Here is a 16,600-nt window from a genome sequence, read left to right as displayed (position 1 = left end):
AGGGGAATGAAATGGACATCAAATCACCTTTACCGTTTGAAACCTCTGACAAAGCACATGCCAACTTATTTAACCGGATGGTCGACACTCTAGTTGAGAATGACAATGCGCTCAGGCTACAAATAGAAGGAATCACAAATGAAAGCTTATTTAAACTTACAGGCGATCAAGCCATTCAAGATGCATCAGTCAGCGGTGAGGAATATCCAGATGGCATTACGTTCATGGATATTGGACAAGCGAATGATACCGGATATCCTACGAGATTTGGCTTTGTGAAAAATGAAAAATATAGTAACTTTCGATTTGTTCAATATTACTATGGGACTGGAAACGAAGCGGGCAGTTATTTTGATAGCACGGGTACATGGTGCCGTCATTGGTGGACTGGATCTGGTTGGACCGACTGGCATAAGCTCTCTGGATTCTGTCATGCCAATATAGGTACAACTGGAAAACAGTTATTAACCAAAGGTGAGTATCAAAAAGTCCTTTTTAATCGAAAGATAAAAGACAGTCATAACAATTTTGATATCAAAAATAATCGCTTCATCTGCCCTGAAAACGGAATGTATTCAGTGAATGCAGGTGTTTATGTTGAAACCTTTCAACGATACGCAAACTTTGAATTATCGATCTATTTAAATGGTAGAAGGTATAAAAATATTGCACATCAAAGACAGAGTCCGACAAGCCCATCTGATGTGTTGAGCTTTAGTATGGGACTTTATGGTGCTGCGAACGTACCGGCTAATAAAGGGGATTATATAGAAATTTACATGTATGCAGGATATGACGGAGATGTTAGTCGTTATGTATCAGATAATTCAGGCTGGTACAACTATTTCGATATTACGGAATTAGGCGGCCGCAATTTCCCGAGAGTGTAGGAGGATTCTAATGATTTTATATGAAGCCATTAAATATAAATACCCTGATGCGGACCCGCAAAAGGATTTTGAATTAAGAAATGACGGTGCTGGTTCGTATATAGATGAGTGGCATCTAGATGTGCCAAAGCCAACGGCAGAAGAATTGAAAGAATGGTGGGAGGAATCTCAAATCAATCCAAGGTATCAACCGCCTCTTCCGCTAGATTATCTAGCACAAGAAGTAGCCAAAGAAAAGCTCATGAGAAAACAGCTTGAACATCAATGTGATCATCTAACAAACGAAATAAAAGCGCTAAAAAATGAGCTCCTTTTATATAAAAGAGAGCGTGAATCATGAATTATTGGGTGATGGCGTTGTATTTTAAATGGGTGACCCCTGAATTGGTCAAACAAGCGGTGGAACTAGGCGATTGTTCAATGGAAGATTTAAAAACAGGATATGAACAAAGGATGCTCACTCTAGAGCAGCTACAAGAAATGGAACCAAGCATCAAAGCAAGGGAGTGAAAACTGAATGGAAATAAAAGAACCAAAACCTTTTGAAGTAAATGATAAAGCACATGCTGATTTGTTTAATGACATGGTCAAAGTACTTCTTGAAAATGATCATGGATTAATAGAGCAGTTCTTAAAACATACAAATGATTCGAGAGTACACGCATCTGAAACAGAAAAGAAGAAATGGAATAATTCACAGAACTATAAGATCACAGCAGATAGTGGAAGACAGCTGATTAATGTATCTGCTGACGGCAGAATATTTGATGCGATAAAAGATAAAGGAACATGTACTTTTTATGCAGCTGCTGGTGTGGAGGATTCTCCGGCTTCATCAAATGTCTCAATCAGAGGGCTGCAGACAGTAGGTCAAGAAAATATTGGCTCTGGTTTTGCGATGGATAGTTCAGGTAATGCTTATTTTTTCTATTACGAAGCCGGACATACGTCGATTAAATGGACAAAGCTGCCTACAGAAAGCGATAGAAAAAGATGGGATAACGGTCAATTAGTAAAAATCACACAAGATGATGGAAAGCCCTTTTATCATGGATTTGCTAGCGAAACAGACTACAATACCCTTATGGAGACAGGGATGTATCTTATATATAATACTGGAGTGAACGGTCCATCGCCTTCCCATAATCGAGTGTTTTTATTGGTCATGAGTTATGGCAGTACATTAGTACAAATAGCATACGAATCTGTTTATGGGAAGAACACATACTTTAGAGTTCTTAGACACAAAGCACAATCATGGACACCATGGGAGAAGCAAATCACGCTATCAGATCTATTAGAAGGTTCATGGGAAACACCTAAAGAGATTAGTGGCAATTGGAAGGAATATGACCCTATTAATTTGCCAGTGAAATATCGAAAGAATCTCTTGGGGGAAGTTGAGATAGTAGGTGCTATAAAAGGTGGGATTTTAGGAAATAACCCAGTGTTTATTTTGCCTGAAGGATATCGGCCGCAGCAGGCAATCCATTTTGTGGGTATCGCTTCGAGTATAGGGACACCTGGAGTACCTCAATTCCATCGAACCTTAGTAGATAAGAATGGAAATGTATGTGTGCAATCATCTTCAAATAATGCTAATCCAACTGAGTTTATTACATTTGGTTTTAAGTTCAGTACAAGATAATTCCATAAACAATGTGAAAGGAGAATCACATGAAGATAAAAGACACCACGTACTTTCAAAACAAGTGATACAGCCCATGCAGATCTGTTTAATGACATGGTAAAGGTTATTATTGAAAATGATGCTGAACTATTAAATCATATCAATCAACACGAAAATGATGTAACATCTCATGCATCTAAAACAGAAAATCAGAAATGGAATCAATCTCAGCTATATAAAATGACGAATGATAACGGATCCCAGTTGATCAATATCCCATCTGGCGGCAGTATTTATAACGGGATAAAATCGTTAGGTGCCTGCTTTTTATAAAGCTGCATTTGATGTGGAAAAACAACACGGGTATGAATCAGCGACACAGGAGTATATAGATAGCCTAAAGCAAGCCCCTCTCCCGCCAAGTGATATAGAACTTTTAAAGAAACAAAATGCTTTGTTATCGAAACAACTCATGCAACTATTAACTATGCAAAAAGTAGGTGCTTCAGAATGATGTTTCCGACTGTAGCGGATATCAAACAATTCTGGGACTGGCAGTGTTACGACTCAGAGGACATAGCAATTTATGTAAGCATTGGCTGGATCTCGGCAGAAGACTATCAAAATATAACTGGAGAAATATACGAAGCCTAATGGCTTTATTTTTTTGCCGGAAAGAAGGTGATTTCAATGGAAGTAGATGTTGTTCAAAACTTAATGACACAAGGCCCGTTTGCCGTTCTTTTTTGTTGGGTGCTGTTTTATGTATTAAACACAACAAAGGAAAGAGAAAACAAGCTCAATGAACAAATCGAGGCGCAAAATGATGTGTTAGCAAAGTTTAGTGAGAAGTATGATGTGGTGATCGACAAACTCGACAAAATTGAACGGAATTTAAAATAGGAGGAGAAATCATGAAGACATTCGACAAAGGCACTGTGATTCGCACAGTGCTTCTTTTTATTGCGCTCATCAATCAAACGCTTGTCATGTTTGGACAGACGGTGCTGCCGATTAGTGAGGAGCAAGTACAAACCGCTGGTGAGGCACTATATGTAGCAGGTTCCACCATTTTTACGATGGTTACAGCCATTATCGCTTGGTTTAAAAACAATTATGTAACCTACAAAGGTCAATTACAAAAAGATACCCTGAAACAAAGAGGGCTAACAAAATAATCGTTTAAGGAGAAACAATATGGTCAATATCATTCAAGCCTATATTCCAAAACACAACCGCAACAGACCAGGAAATACGATGAAGCCGCTCTATATTACGGTGCATAATACCTCTAACACGGCAAAAGGTGCAAATGCGGGGAGTCACGCTGCGTTTGTTGCACGTTCAAGTACCGGAGTCAGTTGGCATTACACTGTCGACAATCAAGTGATTTATCAACATTTACCGTTAAACGAAAACGGCTGGCACGCAGGAGATGGCAGAGGCAATGGCAATATGAAATCAATCGGAATTGAAATTTGTGAAAATGCAGACGGCAACTTTGAACAAGCAGTCGAAAATGCCCAATGGCTCATTCGAAAGCTAATGGGCGATTTGGGAATTCCTTTATCAAATGTAGTGCCTCATAAACATTGGAGCGGGAAAGAATGTCCAAGGAAATTGCTCGGACGGTGGGATCAATTTAAAGTTGGAATAGCCACAGATCGTACCGGCAGCAAAAGCACAAGAAAGCCAGTTCGAACAGAGAGCTTGAGTCACAAAGCACCAGTTACCAAACAGAAATCGTCAAATCTGCCATCTGGCATCTTAAAAATAACCAAGCCCTTAACAAAAGGACCACAAGTCATAGCCGTGCAAAAAGCCTTATCCTCCCTCTATTTCTACCCAGACAAAGGGGCAAAAAACAACGGGGTTGATGGCTATTATGGATCAAAAACAGCGAATGCGGTCAAGCGGTTCCAGCTTATGAATGGTCTAGCGGCAGATGGGATATACGGTCCGAAGACGAAGAACAAAATCGAACGATTGCTGAAAAAGTGATCATTCATAAAGTGCTATCAGCAGGTGAATGGATTTCCCCTTGCTGATAGCTAACAAAAAATGACATCATTTGTGATATAATCGACCGAATCACTATCATAAGGGGAGAGTGAAATGAAAAAGGAACTGTTCCAAGTCATCATACTGTCAGTGCTGCTCATCTATTTCTTTTATCACGGAATGACGAGTGATTATCCTGTGTCTTACACAATTATTCTCATCACGGCTTATGTCTCTGTGATTGCGTACCGCATCATAAAGATATTAAGGTTAAGAAAAAACAAAGAACAAACAGAGCTGTAAGAAATAAATACATAAAAAAACCATCCTTGATTTCTCAAGAATGGTTTTTCGTTATGGAGCATAGCGGGATCGAACCGCTGACCTCTACGCTGCCAGCGTAGCGCTCTCCCAGCTGAGCTAATGCCCCGATGTGTTACGACATAATTTATTATAATCAATCCTCCTGTAAAATTCAAGCTTTAAAACGCACACACATCGTCTATTTATCTTTCTGATCAATCGGGATATAGTCAAAGATTTCCCCTGAATGAACAGAGTCTGCTAAACGTCTCAGCCAGTCATAGTAGGTTTTTGAACTTTCAAGCTGCTCTATGAGCTGCTGCGCTTCCTCTCTTATATGTTCCTCCAGCTGATCATCACGAGCCACCTCTTGAAGCCGCACTTGCGCTTCTTCTATCGCCGCTAAATTGACCTCGACCTCTCGTTCCCATTTTTGTGGAAAGAAGTTCATGAAAAACTTAAAAAAGTCTTTTTCAGCAACAAAGCTATGTTTTCTTCGTCCTCGGTGAAAGGTCTTTTTGACAATATTCATGTCTTGCAGTTTTTTCACACCTGTACTCATACTTGGCTTGCTCATTTGCAGCTCTTCACGCATTTCATCCAGCGTCATTTCTTCATTTAAATACATGGTCCCATAGAGAATACCAGCACTTCGTGTAATTCCATAGAGATCCATCGTTTCAGCTATGGAATCAATGACTAGATCTTTAGCAGCTAAAATACGATCCTCTGCTTGTGACTGCTCCTGCTTTTTCATCTTGTCCCTGCTTTCTATTTAGAGAATTCAATACGTTCAAAAAAATCTTTATGGACTATATGTTAACGAAAGAATGCAAAATGTCAAAAGAAAATGAAGCATATCTCCCTTTGACAGAAAAATTTGAACATGATACGTTAATTATGTTCAAAATGTTAAATTTTTATTTAACAAATTTATTGAAAAGAATCAGAGGAGGTTCCTTCTATGAGTCAAACACTATTTATAGATGGACAATGGGTTGGCGCCAAAAGTGGCGACACGCGGGATATCATCAATCCATTTAATCAAGAAGTGATCGCGACAGTCAGTGAAGGATCAAGAAATGACGCGCAGCTCGCCATTAAGGCAGCGAGAAAAGCCTTCGATCAAGGTGACTGGGCAAACTTGCCTGGACTTGAAAGAGGAAATATGGTGTTTAAGATTGCTGAATTGATTAGACGTGATCTTGATGAACTAGCCAAATTGGAATCGCTTGATACTGGTAAAACAGTAGAGGAAAGCAAAGCTGATATGGACGATATTGCGAACGTGTTCCAATATTATGCAGGGCTTGCCGACAAAGATGGTGGGGAAATTATTGCATCGCCGATCCCGAACTCAAAAAGTGAATTAGTCAGAGAGCCTGTCGGTGTATGCGGGCAAATTACTCCTTGGAACTATCCATTGCTTCAAGCGAGCTGGAAAATCGCTCCTGCTCTAGCGGCGGGGAATACAATCGTATTAAAGCCTAGTGAAATTACACCACTCACCACGATCAAAGTATTCAAACTCATGGAAGAAGCAGGCATTCCAGCAGGGGTTGCGAACCTAGTCCTTGGGCCAGGTGCAACGGTTGGTGATGAGCTTGCTGTGAATGATCAAGTAGATTTGATTTCATTTACAGGCGGTATTGAAACAGGCAAGAAAATCATGCAGGGAGCCAGTGGGAATGTGAAGAAAATCGCCCTTGAGCTCGGCGGGAAAAATCCGAATATTGTGTTTCAAGATGCTGATTTAGACGTAGCGGTTGACCAGGCAATGAATGCTGTGTTTTTCCATTCAGGGCAAGTGTGTTCAGCAGGTTCACGTTTGCTAGTGGAAGAATCCATTCATGATGAATTTTTAGAAGAACTGGTGAAGCGTACGAAAAAAATCAAGCTAGGCAATGGCTTTGATGAAGGAACCCAAAGCGGCCCGCTCATCTCAGCTGAGCATCGAGAAAAAGTAGAAAAATACGTCAGCATTGGGTTAGATGAAGGCGCCAAATTAGAAACAGGCGGAAAAAGACCTGACGCAGAGGAGCTTTCAAATGGGTTCTTCTACTTGCCAACGATTTTCTCAGGCTGCACGTCAGAGATGCGGATTGTCCAGGAAGAAGTCTTTGGCCCAGTATTGACAGTTGAATCCTTCCGTACAGAGGAAGAAGTGATTGAGCTGGCAAACGATACAATTTATGGATTAGCAGGAGCCGTGTGGTCTACTGATATCAGCAAGGCCGAAAGAGTCGCTCGTCAATTAAGATTAGGCACAGTTTGGATCAATGATTTCCATCCTTATTTCGCTCAAGCACCTTGGGGCGGATATAAACAATCAGGTCTAGGACGTGAATTAGGGCGCACCGGGCTCGAGGAATATACGGAGCTGAAGCATGTATATCGTAATACAAAACCTGAAGCGATTCGTTGGTTTCAATAAAAATCACACATTTGGAGGAGATTCTATATGACATTAAATATGAAAATTGAAAGCATGCAGAAATTCCATACATTTGAAATTCCGACTGTCATCAAACATGGCATCGGTGCAGTGAAACATGTTGGGGAAGAAGTAAAAGCATACGGTGTCTCAAAGGTATTACTTGTAACAGACCCAGGTATTTACCTGGCGGGCGTGGTAGATCCAGTGATTGCTTCATTAAAAGAAGCACAAATCGATGTGGTGCTATTTGATAAAGTAGAGCCAAACCCGCCAGTCCGGTTAGTGAATGAAGGCTCTGCGTTATATGAAAAAGAAGGCTGTAATGGATTAGTTGCAGTAGGCGGCGGAAGCTCAATGGATACAGCGAAGGCGATCGGTGTAGAAGCGACGCATGAAGGCTCAGTCCTTGATTACGAAGCGGCAGAGGGAAAAAAACCGCTTGAAAAGAGAATCCCACCTTTAACCACTATTCCAACAACGGCTGGTACAGGTTCAGAAGTAACGCAGTGGGCAGTGATTACAGATGAAGAAAGAGAATTCAAATTCAACACAGGTGGCCCGCTCATTGCAGCTCACCTCACAGTCATTGATCCAGAGCTTCATGTATCCATGCCGCCTCATGTGACAGCAATGACTGGAATTGATGCACTTGCACACGCCATTGAATGCTATACAATGAAATTTGCTCAGCCTATTACAGATGCGGTCGCGCTCATGGCCATTGAATATGCAGCTCATTATATTCGCCGTGCCTTTGCCGATGGTGAGGACTTAGAAGCCAGGTATGGAATGGCACAAGCTGCAATGCTTGCCGGGCTTTCTTATGGAAGCGAATCAGCTGGAGCTGCACATGCGATGAGTCAAACACTCGGAGGCATTATTCCTGTAGCGCACGGTCAGTGTGTCGCAGCAATGATGGGACCGGTGATGGAGTATAACTGGAAAGGGTATCCCGAAAAATTTGCTCGTATTGCGCAAGCATTTGGAATTAATATTAGCCGAATGTCAACAGAGGAAGCCGCAAAAGCAGCAGTGAACTGGATGTATGATTTAGTGGAAGACCTAGAAGTTCCTTCATTAGAAGAACAAGGTGTATCAAAAGATATGATTGACCGCTTATCTAAAGAAGCAATGAAAGATCCGCAAACAATTGGAAACCCAAGAGATCTAAACGAAAAAGCGTACAACTGGATTTATGCTCGCTGTTTTGATCTAACACCTAAAACAGTGTAACAATGAAAAAAGGCTAAAATGATCTTTATTTTAGCCCTTTGTCTTCTTTTCAGCTCAGCGTGATAGAAAACCTTTGAAGTCTAGGAAGGACGAGTACTGGAGCGGAGCGAATTTGACATTCGTGAGCACCAGCACGCAGGACTGACACCGAATGCGAGGGTTTGTCTACACGCTGAAAAGGCTCCCAAAAGGGAGTCTTTTTTATGTCTTATAGCTGTTCTTTAATTTCTTTGATTTGATGGATATGGCGTTTTTCGTGTGCGCCGATAAAATCAAGATATTGCTTAAGGGATAACTCTTCAAACACAGGGTGTGCAATGACGCGCTTGAAATCATCCTCAGTAAATGTTGATAAAATTTGATTGAGCTGCTCACGTGCTGTATCGAGCTCATCTTTTAAATGTGTAGGTGTCACATGCTTGCGCTCAGGCTCAACAATATTAGGCGCAGTCGCTTTTCTAGAACGATCCTCTGCCATTTCCACCGGCTTTGGCTCATATTCTTTGATCGGTGCTTTTTTTCCCTCAGCAGCTAGATGTTTTGCTGCCACGAGGTCCATCTTCTTTAAATGATCTGCCACCTCTTGAATACTCCAAGTATCATCAGATAATTTTTGATTCAATTGTTCTTCGTTCAAACCTTGTAGCTCTTGCCACAATTCTTGTCTTGCATCATGTAATAAACTCATTTTCATCACCTCAAGATCAAATTTTAACATACTGGTACATGACAATCATTCTTTAGCTATCGGCGAATTCCTGTGAAGAATTGTGAGGAAATTTGAAACCTTTACAAAAGTGGTTCGTATTACCTGTTAGAAGGAATACATTGGAGGTGAGCATGGTCTAAATGAAACAAAGGCTGTTCATTTCATGAAGAAAGGGTGAGGAAGATGGATGTGTTCGGGCTGCCACTTCAGACGCTGTATTTATACATATTGATGATATCAGGAATCCTGACACTTGTTTTCGTCTTTTTCGGCGATGTATTTGATGGATTGTTTGAAGCGATTCCTGTTCCATTCCTTCAACCAACATTAATTCTCGCATTTCTTACCTTTTTCTCGGCTGGAGGGTTTATCTCTGAAAAAACAGCAATTGTAGGGAGTGGACTTGGCGCAGTCTTATCTGCCATCCTCGCAGTAGTTCTTGTGACCTGTTTGAATGTATTTGTCTTAGTCCCGCTTTCCTCAGCTGAAGAATCTCTCTCATATACGGAGGCCGACTTAAAAGGAAGAACTGGGGAGATCATTGTATCTGTTCCAAAAGACGGGTTTGGAGAAGTGCTGTTAATTAGTAATAGCGGGAAAATCTCAAAGCCTGCCGTCAGTTTCGACGAAGAGGAGATTCCATATGGAACTCAGGTACTGGTCGTCGAAGTGAACAAAGGCGTCTTATCAGTTATACCAAATGAAGAAATCTAGGAGGGAATGCTATGCCAGGAACAACCATTTTGATTATCATTGGAATTGTGCTTGTGATTCTGATTGCACTTATTGGTGTATTTGTTTCGAAATACCGGACTGCAGGTCCAGATGAAGCGTTAATCGTCACAGGAAGTTACCTAGGAAGTAAAAATGTCCACGTGGATGAAGGTGGAAACAAGATTAAGATTGTAAGAGGAGGAGGTACCTTTGTACTCCCTGTTTTTCAACAAGCAGAGCCGCTCAGCTTACTATCTAGCAAGCTAGATGTTTCAACACCTGAAGTCTATACTGAACAAGGTGTTCCAGTCATGGCGGACGGAACAGCCATCATTAAAATCGGCGGATCGATTGAAGAAATTGCTACTGCTGCAGAGCAATTTTTAGGTAAAACAAAAGAAGACCGCGAAAACGAAGCGAGAGAAGTTTTAGAAGGACACCTTCGCTCCATTTTAGGGTCAATGACAGTTGAAGAGATTTATAAAAACAGAGAGAAATTTTCTCAAGAAGTACAGCGTGTCGCTTCTCAAGATCTAGCGAAAATGGGCCTTGTCATTGTATCGTTTACAATCAAAGATGTCCGTGATAAAAATGGCTATTTAGAATCACTAGGTAAACCTAGAATTGCCCAAGTGAAACGCGATGCAGATATTGCAACAGCAGAAGCAGATAAAGAAACACGTATCAAACGTGCAGAAGCAGATAAAGATGCGAAGAAATCTGAGCTTGAGCGTGCCACTGAAATCGCTGAAGCAGAAAAGATCAATGAGCTGAAAAGAGCAGAATTCAGACGTGAACAAGATACAGCAAAAGCAAGTGCCGACCAAGCGTACGATCTTGAAACAGCACGTAACCGTCAGCACGTAACTGAACAAGAAATGCAAGTGAAAATCATTGAACGTCAGAAGCAAATTGAATTAGAAGAAAAAGAGATCCAGCGTCGTGAGCGTCAATACGATTCTGAAGTGAAAAAGAAAGCAGATGCGGATCGTTATGCGGTTGAGCAGTCAGCTGCGGCGGAAAAAGCGAAACGCCTCGCTGAAGCAGATGCCAAGAAATACAGCATTGAAGCAATGGCAAAAGCAGAAGCTGAGAAAGTCCGAATTGACGGGCTTGCCAAAGCGGAAGCTGATCGTGCGAAAGGGGAAACAGAAGCAGAAGTCATTAGACTGAAAGGACTTGCGGAAGCGGAAGCGAAAGAGAAAATCGCTGAAGCATTCGAACAGTATGGTCAGGCAGCAATCCTTGATATGATTGTGAAAATGCTTCCTGAATATGCGAAGCAAGTCTCTGCACCACTTTCTAACATTGATAAAATTACGGTTGTGGATACGGGAGGTAACGGAGAAGGTAGCGGTGCCAATAAAGTCACTGGCTATGCTACAAACCTCATGTCCAGTCTGCAAGAAAGCCTGAAAGCATCCTCTGGAATTGACGTCAAAGAAATTATTGAGAACTTTTCCGGCAAAGGCAATGTGAAGCAAAGCATTCAGGAACTAACGAATGAAATCAAACAACCAAGAAAAAAAGAGATCGCTGATACTCAAATAGAAGAATAAAATCAATTCAGCGTGATAGAAAACCTTTGAAGTCTAGGAAGGGTCGAGCACTGGCGCGGAGCGAATTGAACATTCGTGAGCACCAGCGCGCAGACCTGACAACGAATGCGAGGGTTTGTCTACACGCTGAGACACCTTCCAACAGAAGGTGTCTATTTGGCATGCGCCCGATATGGATTCCTTTTTACATATGAAGAAAGATTTACGAGAATACCAGCAGATATCATCATGAACACTAGGGAGGAGCCGCCATAACTAATGAAGGGAAGCGGAATGCCTGTGATCGGAAGAAGACCAAAGACAGCACCTAAATTAAAGACTGCTTGGAGCATGATTTGAAACGTAAGCCCGATCGTTAACAGTTTTCCAAAAGGGTCATGTAAAGCCCGCACAATTCGCATTGCGCGATACATGATGAGTAGATATGCACCCATCACAATCAAAATCCCCATGATGCCCAGCTCTTCACTGATAATGGCCATAATAAAATCCGTATGGGCTTCGGGGAGAAAGCCTAGCTTTTGAATACTCCCGCCTAAGCCATTCCCTGTCAGTCCGCCTGAATTCATTGCGAGATACGAATGAATCAGCTGATAGCCATCTCCATCTTCATACTGAAAAGGATCACGAAAAGAAGTCAGCCGCTTCAAACGGTAAGGTGCTGTCACTGCAAAAAAAGTGATACCTGCTACGGCAGTCGATCCTAGCAAAATAAGATGGCGCGTTTTCAGCCCAGCACATAATAAAATGATGCCACAGCTTGATAAAATAGACACAGCTGTGCCTAAATCAGGCTGCTTTAAGATTAATATAAAAACAAGACTTAAAAGGATGAGTGGCGGCAGCACGCCTTTTTTAAAAGATGTAATGTACGCCTGTTTTTTCGCGTACACATAGGCAAAATAGATCACCATCACTAGTTTCACAGCTTCAGAAGGTTGGAGCATAAGAGAGCCCAGCTGAATCCACCGCTGTGAATTGTTTTTGACAACACCGATTCCAGGAATCAGGACTAGGATGAGACATAGCAATGACAGCATGACAAGCCATTTCATCCATTTACGATAAATCTGATAAGGGAAAAGAGCGGCAATGAAGAAAAAGAATCCCCCAATCAGGAGCCATTGCCATTGTTTGATAAAGAAATAGCTGCCCTTCTCATACTTCACTTCTCCTAAAGGATAACTTGCACTGTACACCATCAGTAAACCAAATAAGCAGAGGAACACAATCGTTCCAACAAGAACGCGGTCAACTTTTTTGAAATGAGATAGAAGAAATGCCATCATCTTCAATTCCAGTTGTCTCCAAACATATAGGATGATGACCTGATATTGACACTAAACACGAGGCCAATGGCGGTCATGTTAGTCAATAGCGCACTGCCTCCATAGCTGATAAAAGGAAGCGCAAGTCCCGTCACAGGCATTAAACCGATTGTCATCCCTACGTTTTGGAAAACTTGAAACACGATCAGCCCAACGACACCTGCACATATGTACAATCCATAAAGCGTATTAGCATGCATAGCCACATGAATGATTCGGTAAATCATCATTAAGTACAAACACATCAAAAGGGAGGCGCCGATAAAACCAAACTCCTCACCAATGACGGCAAAGATAAAATCCGTATGCGCTTCAGGGATATTACCTCCTTGTACTTGATGCCCCTGTGTAAAACCGCTACCTGATAATTGACCTGATCCAATGCCGAGCATCGATTGTTTCAGCTGATACCCGTATGTTGAATCAAATTCATCGGGAGAGAGCCAGCCATAAATGCGATCAAGCTGATGTGGCTTAATGATTTTTGTGAAATGCTCAAAGTGTTCGTTGTGTAAGTAGACCAAAAATGAAAGAAGTGCAAGAAAAGAAGCCATTAATGCGGCCATCATCTTGCTAGAAATTCCTGACACAAGCATCAGTGTAAAGGCGATAGATAATATCACGAGCGCTGTCCCTAAATCAGGCTGAATTAAGATGAGGAAAAAAGGGACAACGGTCCAGCAAACGATTTTACTTGTAGGAATGATGCTTTCTTTAAACGAAAATCGCTGATGCTTGTATTGGTTCAAGACAGCCGCTAGCAGCAGGATCACAAAAATTTTCATGAACTCTGATGGCTGAACTTTAATTGAACCGAAGCTGATCCATCTTTGGGATCCGTTTTGACTCGTTCCGAAAAAATGCACAAGAATAATGAGAAAAATACCACCTGTAAATAACCGAAAAGATAAACGCTCAAGAAGTTCATAATCAAAGTATGCAGCAACGGCCATAAGACCGAAACCGACGATATACCAGAAAATTTGTCTTTTGACGAAATAAAACATATCCTGCGATTCATACTGTCCTGATCCGCTATATACAGCTATCAGGCTGATGACAAATAAACAAATCACAGTGAGTAAAAGTATGAAGTCAATGTTGTACTGTTTTTTCATAGCTTCTTTTCCTGCTACCTATTTGTCAGCTGGTCTATGACGATTTTCACAGCCGCAGCATCATCAATATAGCCGATCGGAAAAATAAAATCTGGTATTAAGTCAACAGGCATAATGAAATAAAGGAGTGTGCCCCCCATCAGCATTAATTCTCGAGAAGTACCTCGTTCGGTCATAAATAAGCTGTACATGTCTTTCAAATGCTGAAGGAATGGCCCGGCGCCGTTTACCGCCTCCATCTTTTTCTCAAACTTTGCTGAGATCGTTTCTTTTCCCTCGTTTGTTTGGCTATAGGTCTCATATTCGTTTAGCTTTTGTTTCAATTTGATCTGACTAAATGTACCGTCGTAGACCTTCTCATCTTTCAGTGTTTTTTCGATCTCTACGACCGTTTGTATGAACGTATCACTATGTACCTTTTCGTTTTTGATTGGAAACCCTGAAGCAGCTAATAGTTGATCTAATGATAGGTTCAGAGAATCTGAAAGCCGCTGCAGATGATTCAAAGTTGGTTTTCTTTTTCCATTCATGATTCGAGACAGTGTCGCTTTATCAATTCCTGTGTACGTGCTGAGCTCTCTTAAAGATAGAGAACGTTGTTGCAATCTTTCCTTTAAGAGAGACCCAAGCTCAGTTGTTTTAGAATCCATTTTACGCCATCCTTTGTATGATGTATCAACTCTTCTATAAAAGAAGTCGTACCCAATATAAAGGCGTGTTGACAAAATGTCAACGAATATCCTTTATTGATTGAATTTTAGGAAATAGGAATTTATCATAATAAAGATAGGATGAAAACAGTGAGAAGGAGTGGCGCGAATGAAGGTGAGGCATGCTGTACAACAAGATATTCCTAAAATTGCCGAAATACATGTGAAGAGCTGGCAGACGACTTATCAAGGCATTATTAATCAGGATTATTTGGATGGTTTAAATATAGAAGATCGAGAAGAGAGCTGGAGAAGAAGGTCACTTGAAGGGACGTTTGTCGCAGAAGATGCCGAGGGGGTATTTGGTTTTGCTTCTTTTGGAAAACAACGTGATGAGCGCTATCCAACATATGATGGAGAACTTTACGCGATCTATTTATTGCAAGAGAAACAGAGATCAGGAGCAGGTATCGCTTTAATTGCAGAAGGAGTGAGTTATTTAATAGAGAAAGGGTATCAGAATATCATGCTGTGGGTATTTGAACAAAATTCGGCAAAGCATTTTTATCAAAAGCTTCAACCTCATTTTGTCGTTACCAGCCAGTTCGAGCTGGCTGGCGAGAAGCATGATGAAATAGGGTATGGGTGGGAGCTGCCTGTATTAAATGACCATCTACACCGAATTAAATCGTCAGCTTCCAATAATAATGAGAGAAAAAAGTGAAAAGCACAGCTAGCAACATATAAGAGATAAGAGGAGAAGCTTCTACTTTTCCTTTTATTCCTGCTATTTTTAAAGCTTCATGGAAACCTGCCAAAAAATAAGCAAGACTGAGAATATAGCAGCACAGCATAATGGAGTAAGGGTTCATTGGCGTACCTCCAACATGAAATCTTCTACTATTAATAGATTCCATAGAGCGGCAAATTATGCATAAAAAAATAACCAGCTGAAATCAGCCAGTTATTTTTGGTGAGGAAAAACCAAACGAGATGCACTTGGTATGAGTATGCAAAGAACGATACTGCAAATAATAAATGAAGGAACCATATATGTGCTGTTATAAATTAAAGAGTAAACCCAACCTGGAGTTCCTTTTGGTGCATAATGAGAAAAGAAAACAACACCAGAGATAAAGAACGTCAACAGTCTAAAGAAACTTGCAACAAATACGGATAAGGTAATATAGAAGAATTGCTGCTTTCGCTTTTGATCCTGAATGGCTTTTTTAATCAATCCAGAAAATAGGCCGCTTAGGGAAATGACAACAGATGCGACGAAATAATCGAGAAATCCTTGAACTGGTGTAGCGATAATAGGGCCATTCATCAGCTGAAGGCCTGCAATAAGCACACCAATGATAAACCCGGTTGATATTCCCCATCTAATAGACATAAGAATGACGGGTATCATAATCAGCGCAAGAGATCCGCCGTTCGGCATTCTTAAAAAGAGACCTGATAAGTAATCTAATACTAGTGCAAGTGAAGTCATAATTGCGATTTCCATCAGTCGTACCAATTGATTTGATTGCTGCATAAAAAAAATCTCCCTTTTCATGAATTGAGCAAGGAGAGACCGTGTAAGGATGAGTATGTTATTCATAGAAAAACATATCGAGTTGAATACACCACATGTATTCAATTGAATCCACATTCCTACTTCAGTATTAACTGACAGGTTCAAAGGGTCAGAACAACGAATGTTCACTCTCAGCACAAAGCTCCCCCTGCGGTTATTTAGTTTTCTTCTATTATAAATATACTAAAGACCTTCAGGATCAACAATAGAGAATTCCTGTGACAATCAATTTTTGTATAATTATATAGGAAGAGATAAGAAAAAATAAATTATTTAGAAAAAATACTTGTTTCCTCTCTCAAAAGGTGTTATATTTGTATTCGCCGCTAAAACAGCGCGGTTATTAAATAACATAAAGAAAAAAGTTGTTGACTTTATCTTGATAGAATGTTATATTAATAAAGTCGCCTTTGAGAGACGGCGAAGATGATCTTTGAAAACTAAAC

The 16,600-nt window shown here is 40.8% G+C and carries 21 protein-coding genes, 1 tRNA gene and 1 riboswitch; of the genes, 15 read left to right on the top strand and 7 right to left on the bottom strand.

Features of this window, described 5'->3' with window-relative positions; genetic code table 11:
- Nucleotides 1–11 precede the first annotated feature (11 nt).
- The 10 genes from MKY83_RS14860 (at nt 12) to MKY83_RS14815 (ending at nt 4,824) form a co-directional block, all read left to right on the top strand.
- Entirely contained in the window at nt 12–890 is an 879-nt protein-coding gene (locus tag MKY83_RS14860; RefSeq protein ID WP_065099032.1) for a hypothetical protein, read from the top strand.
- 10 nt (nt 891–900) lie between these two features.
- Nucleotides 901–1,230 carry an XkdW family protein gene (locus MKY83_RS14855; protein WP_065099031.1) on the top strand — a complete coding sequence of 110 codons (330 nt, stop codon included), beginning with the start codon at nt 901–903 and terminating at the stop codon, nt 1,228–1,230.
- Entirely contained in the window at nt 1,227–1,400 is a 174-nt protein-coding gene (locus MKY83_RS14850) for a hypothetical protein (protein ID WP_003212881.1), read from the top strand. Before MKY83_RS14855 ends, MKY83_RS14850 begins: the two co-directional genes overlap by 4 nt.
- A 7-nt stretch (nt 1,401–1,407) precedes the next feature.
- Nucleotides 1,408–2,538, top strand: a complete 1,131-nt coding sequence (locus MKY83_RS14845; protein ID WP_065099030.1) for a pyocin knob domain-containing protein — start codon at nt 1,408–1,410, stop codon at nt 2,536–2,538.
- Nucleotides 2,539–2,634: 96 nt separating this feature from the next.
- Nucleotides 2,635–2,853: a hypothetical protein gene (locus MKY83_RS14840; RefSeq protein ID WP_065099029.1), complete on the top strand. Its 219-nt coding sequence runs from the start codon at nt 2,635–2,637 to the stop codon at nt 2,851–2,853.
- Nucleotides 2,854–3,030: 177 nt separating this feature from the next.
- Nucleotides 3,031–3,174 carry an XkdX family protein gene (locus MKY83_RS14835; RefSeq protein ID WP_185106824.1) on the top strand — a complete coding sequence of 48 codons (144 nt, stop codon included), beginning with the start codon at nt 3,031–3,033 and terminating at the stop codon, nt 3,172–3,174.
- A gap of 36 nt (nt 3,175–3,210) precedes the next feature.
- Nucleotides 3,211–3,423 (top strand): BhlA/UviB family holin-like peptide, encoded by a 213-nt coding sequence (locus MKY83_RS14830; protein WP_003213245.1) that lies wholly within the window; start codon nt 3,211–3,213, stop codon nt 3,421–3,423.
- An 11-nt stretch (nt 3,424–3,434) separates the two neighbouring features.
- Complete coding sequence (locus MKY83_RS14825) at nt 3,435–3,698, top strand: phage holin (RefSeq protein ID WP_003212734.1); 264 nt, start codon at nt 3,435–3,437, stop codon at nt 3,696–3,698.
- A 19-nt stretch (nt 3,699–3,717) separates the two neighbouring features.
- The gene (locus MKY83_RS14820; RefSeq protein WP_065099028.1) at nt 3,718–4,521 is read left to right on the top strand and encodes an N-acetylmuramoyl-L-alanine amidase; all 804 of its coding nucleotides are present in this window, start codon (nt 3,718–3,720) and stop codon (nt 4,519–4,521) included.
- 114 nt (nt 4,522–4,635) lie between these two features.
- A complete protein-coding gene (locus MKY83_RS14815) occupies nt 4,636–4,824 on the top strand; it encodes a hypothetical protein (RefSeq protein ID WP_044140750.1) in 189 nt (62 codons plus the stop codon).
- A gap of 54 nt (nt 4,825–4,878) precedes the next feature.
- Here MKY83_RS14815 and MKY83_RS14810 read toward each other — a convergent pair.
- Nucleotides 4,879–4,951 (bottom strand) — tRNA-Ala (locus MKY83_RS14810).
- Between the two features lie 72 nt (nt 4,952–5,023).
- Nucleotides 5,024–5,581, bottom strand: coding sequence for a GbsR/MarR family transcriptional regulator (locus MKY83_RS14805; RefSeq protein WP_065098976.1), 558 nt, complete (start codon nt 5,579–5,581; stop codon nt 5,024–5,026).
- A 207-nt stretch (nt 5,582–5,788) separates the two neighbouring features.
- Between MKY83_RS14805 and betB the strand changes: the two genes are divergently transcribed.
- Complete coding sequence (betB, locus tag MKY83_RS14800; RefSeq protein ID WP_065098975.1) at nt 5,789–7,258, top strand: betaine-aldehyde dehydrogenase; 1,470 nt, start codon at nt 5,789–5,791, stop codon at nt 7,256–7,258.
- 27 nt (nt 7,259–7,285) lie between these two features.
- On the top strand, nt 7,286–8,494 hold the full coding sequence (locus tag MKY83_RS14795; RefSeq protein ID WP_065098974.1) for an iron-containing alcohol dehydrogenase: 1,209 nt from the start codon (nt 7,286–7,288) through the stop codon (nt 8,492–8,494).
- Nucleotides 8,495–8,702: 208 nt separating this feature from the next.
- Here the strand turns inward: MKY83_RS14795 and MKY83_RS14790 are convergent, their stop codons facing one another.
- Nucleotides 8,703–9,182, bottom strand: coding sequence for a DinB family protein (locus tag MKY83_RS14790; protein ID WP_065099101.1), 480 nt, complete (start codon nt 9,180–9,182; stop codon nt 8,703–8,705).
- 204 nt (nt 9,183–9,386) lie between these two features.
- Between MKY83_RS14790 and MKY83_RS14785 the strand changes: the two genes are divergently transcribed.
- Together MKY83_RS14785 and MKY83_RS14780 are read left to right on the top strand one after the other, a co-directional pair.
- On the top strand, nt 9,387–9,917 hold the full coding sequence (locus tag MKY83_RS14785) for a hypothetical protein (protein ID WP_065098973.1): 531 nt from the start codon (nt 9,387–9,389) through the stop codon (nt 9,915–9,917).
- An 11-nt stretch (nt 9,918–9,928) separates the two neighbouring features.
- A complete protein-coding gene (locus MKY83_RS14780) occupies nt 9,929–11,476 on the top strand; it encodes a flotillin family protein (RefSeq protein WP_003213366.1) in 1,548 nt (515 codons plus the stop codon).
- A 152-nt stretch (nt 11,477–11,628) separates the two neighbouring features.
- Here the strand turns inward: MKY83_RS14780 and ftsW are convergent, their stop codons facing one another.
- Genes ftsW through MKY83_RS14765 form a run of 3 tightly spaced genes read right to left on the bottom strand, consistent with a single transcriptional unit; the run spans nt 11,629 to nt 14,572 of the window.
- Nucleotides 11,629–12,771 carry a putative lipid II flippase FtsW gene (gene ftsW / locus MKY83_RS14775; RefSeq protein ID WP_189318740.1) on the bottom strand — a complete coding sequence of 381 codons (1,143 nt, stop codon included), beginning with the start codon at nt 12,769–12,771 and terminating at the stop codon, nt 11,629–11,631.
- Nucleotides 12,768–13,922 (bottom strand): rod shape-determining protein RodA, encoded by a 1,155-nt coding sequence (gene rodA, locus MKY83_RS14770; protein WP_106067637.1) that lies wholly within the window; start codon nt 13,920–13,922, stop codon nt 12,768–12,770. The genes ftsW and rodA overlap by 4 nt, the downstream gene beginning before the upstream one ends.
- Before the next feature lie 14 nt (nt 13,923–13,936).
- Complete coding sequence (locus MKY83_RS14765; protein ID WP_106067638.1) at nt 13,937–14,572, bottom strand: DUF1232 domain-containing protein; 636 nt, start codon at nt 14,570–14,572, stop codon at nt 13,937–13,939.
- 169 nt (nt 14,573–14,741) lie between these two features.
- Here MKY83_RS14765 and MKY83_RS14760 point away from each other — a divergent pair, with 169 nt between their 5' ends.
- Nucleotides 14,742–15,296: a GNAT family N-acetyltransferase gene (locus tag MKY83_RS14760; protein ID WP_044140739.1), complete on the top strand. Its 555-nt coding sequence runs from the start codon at nt 14,742–14,744 to the stop codon at nt 15,294–15,296.
- A 240-nt stretch (nt 15,297–15,536) separates the two neighbouring features.
- Here the strand turns inward: MKY83_RS14760 and thiT are convergent, their stop codons facing one another.
- The gene (gene thiT / locus MKY83_RS14755) at nt 15,537–16,112 is read right to left on the bottom strand and encodes an energy-coupled thiamine transporter ThiT (protein WP_044140737.1); all 576 of its coding nucleotides are present in this window, start codon (nt 16,110–16,112) and stop codon (nt 15,537–15,539) included.
- 99 nt (nt 16,113–16,211) lie between these two features.
- Nucleotides 16,212–16,313: riboswitch (TPP riboswitch) on the bottom strand.
- Between the last annotated feature and the right edge of the window lie 287 nt (nt 16,314–16,600).

The sequence above is a fragment of the Bacillus sp. FSL M8-0266 genome, from assembly GCF_038613425.1.
GTDB lineage: Bacteria > Bacillota > Bacilli > Bacillales > Bacillaceae > Bacillus > Bacillus pumilus.
The sequence above is the reverse complement of the archived record's forward strand: the minus strand, read 5'-3'. Positions and strand labels throughout refer to the sequence as shown.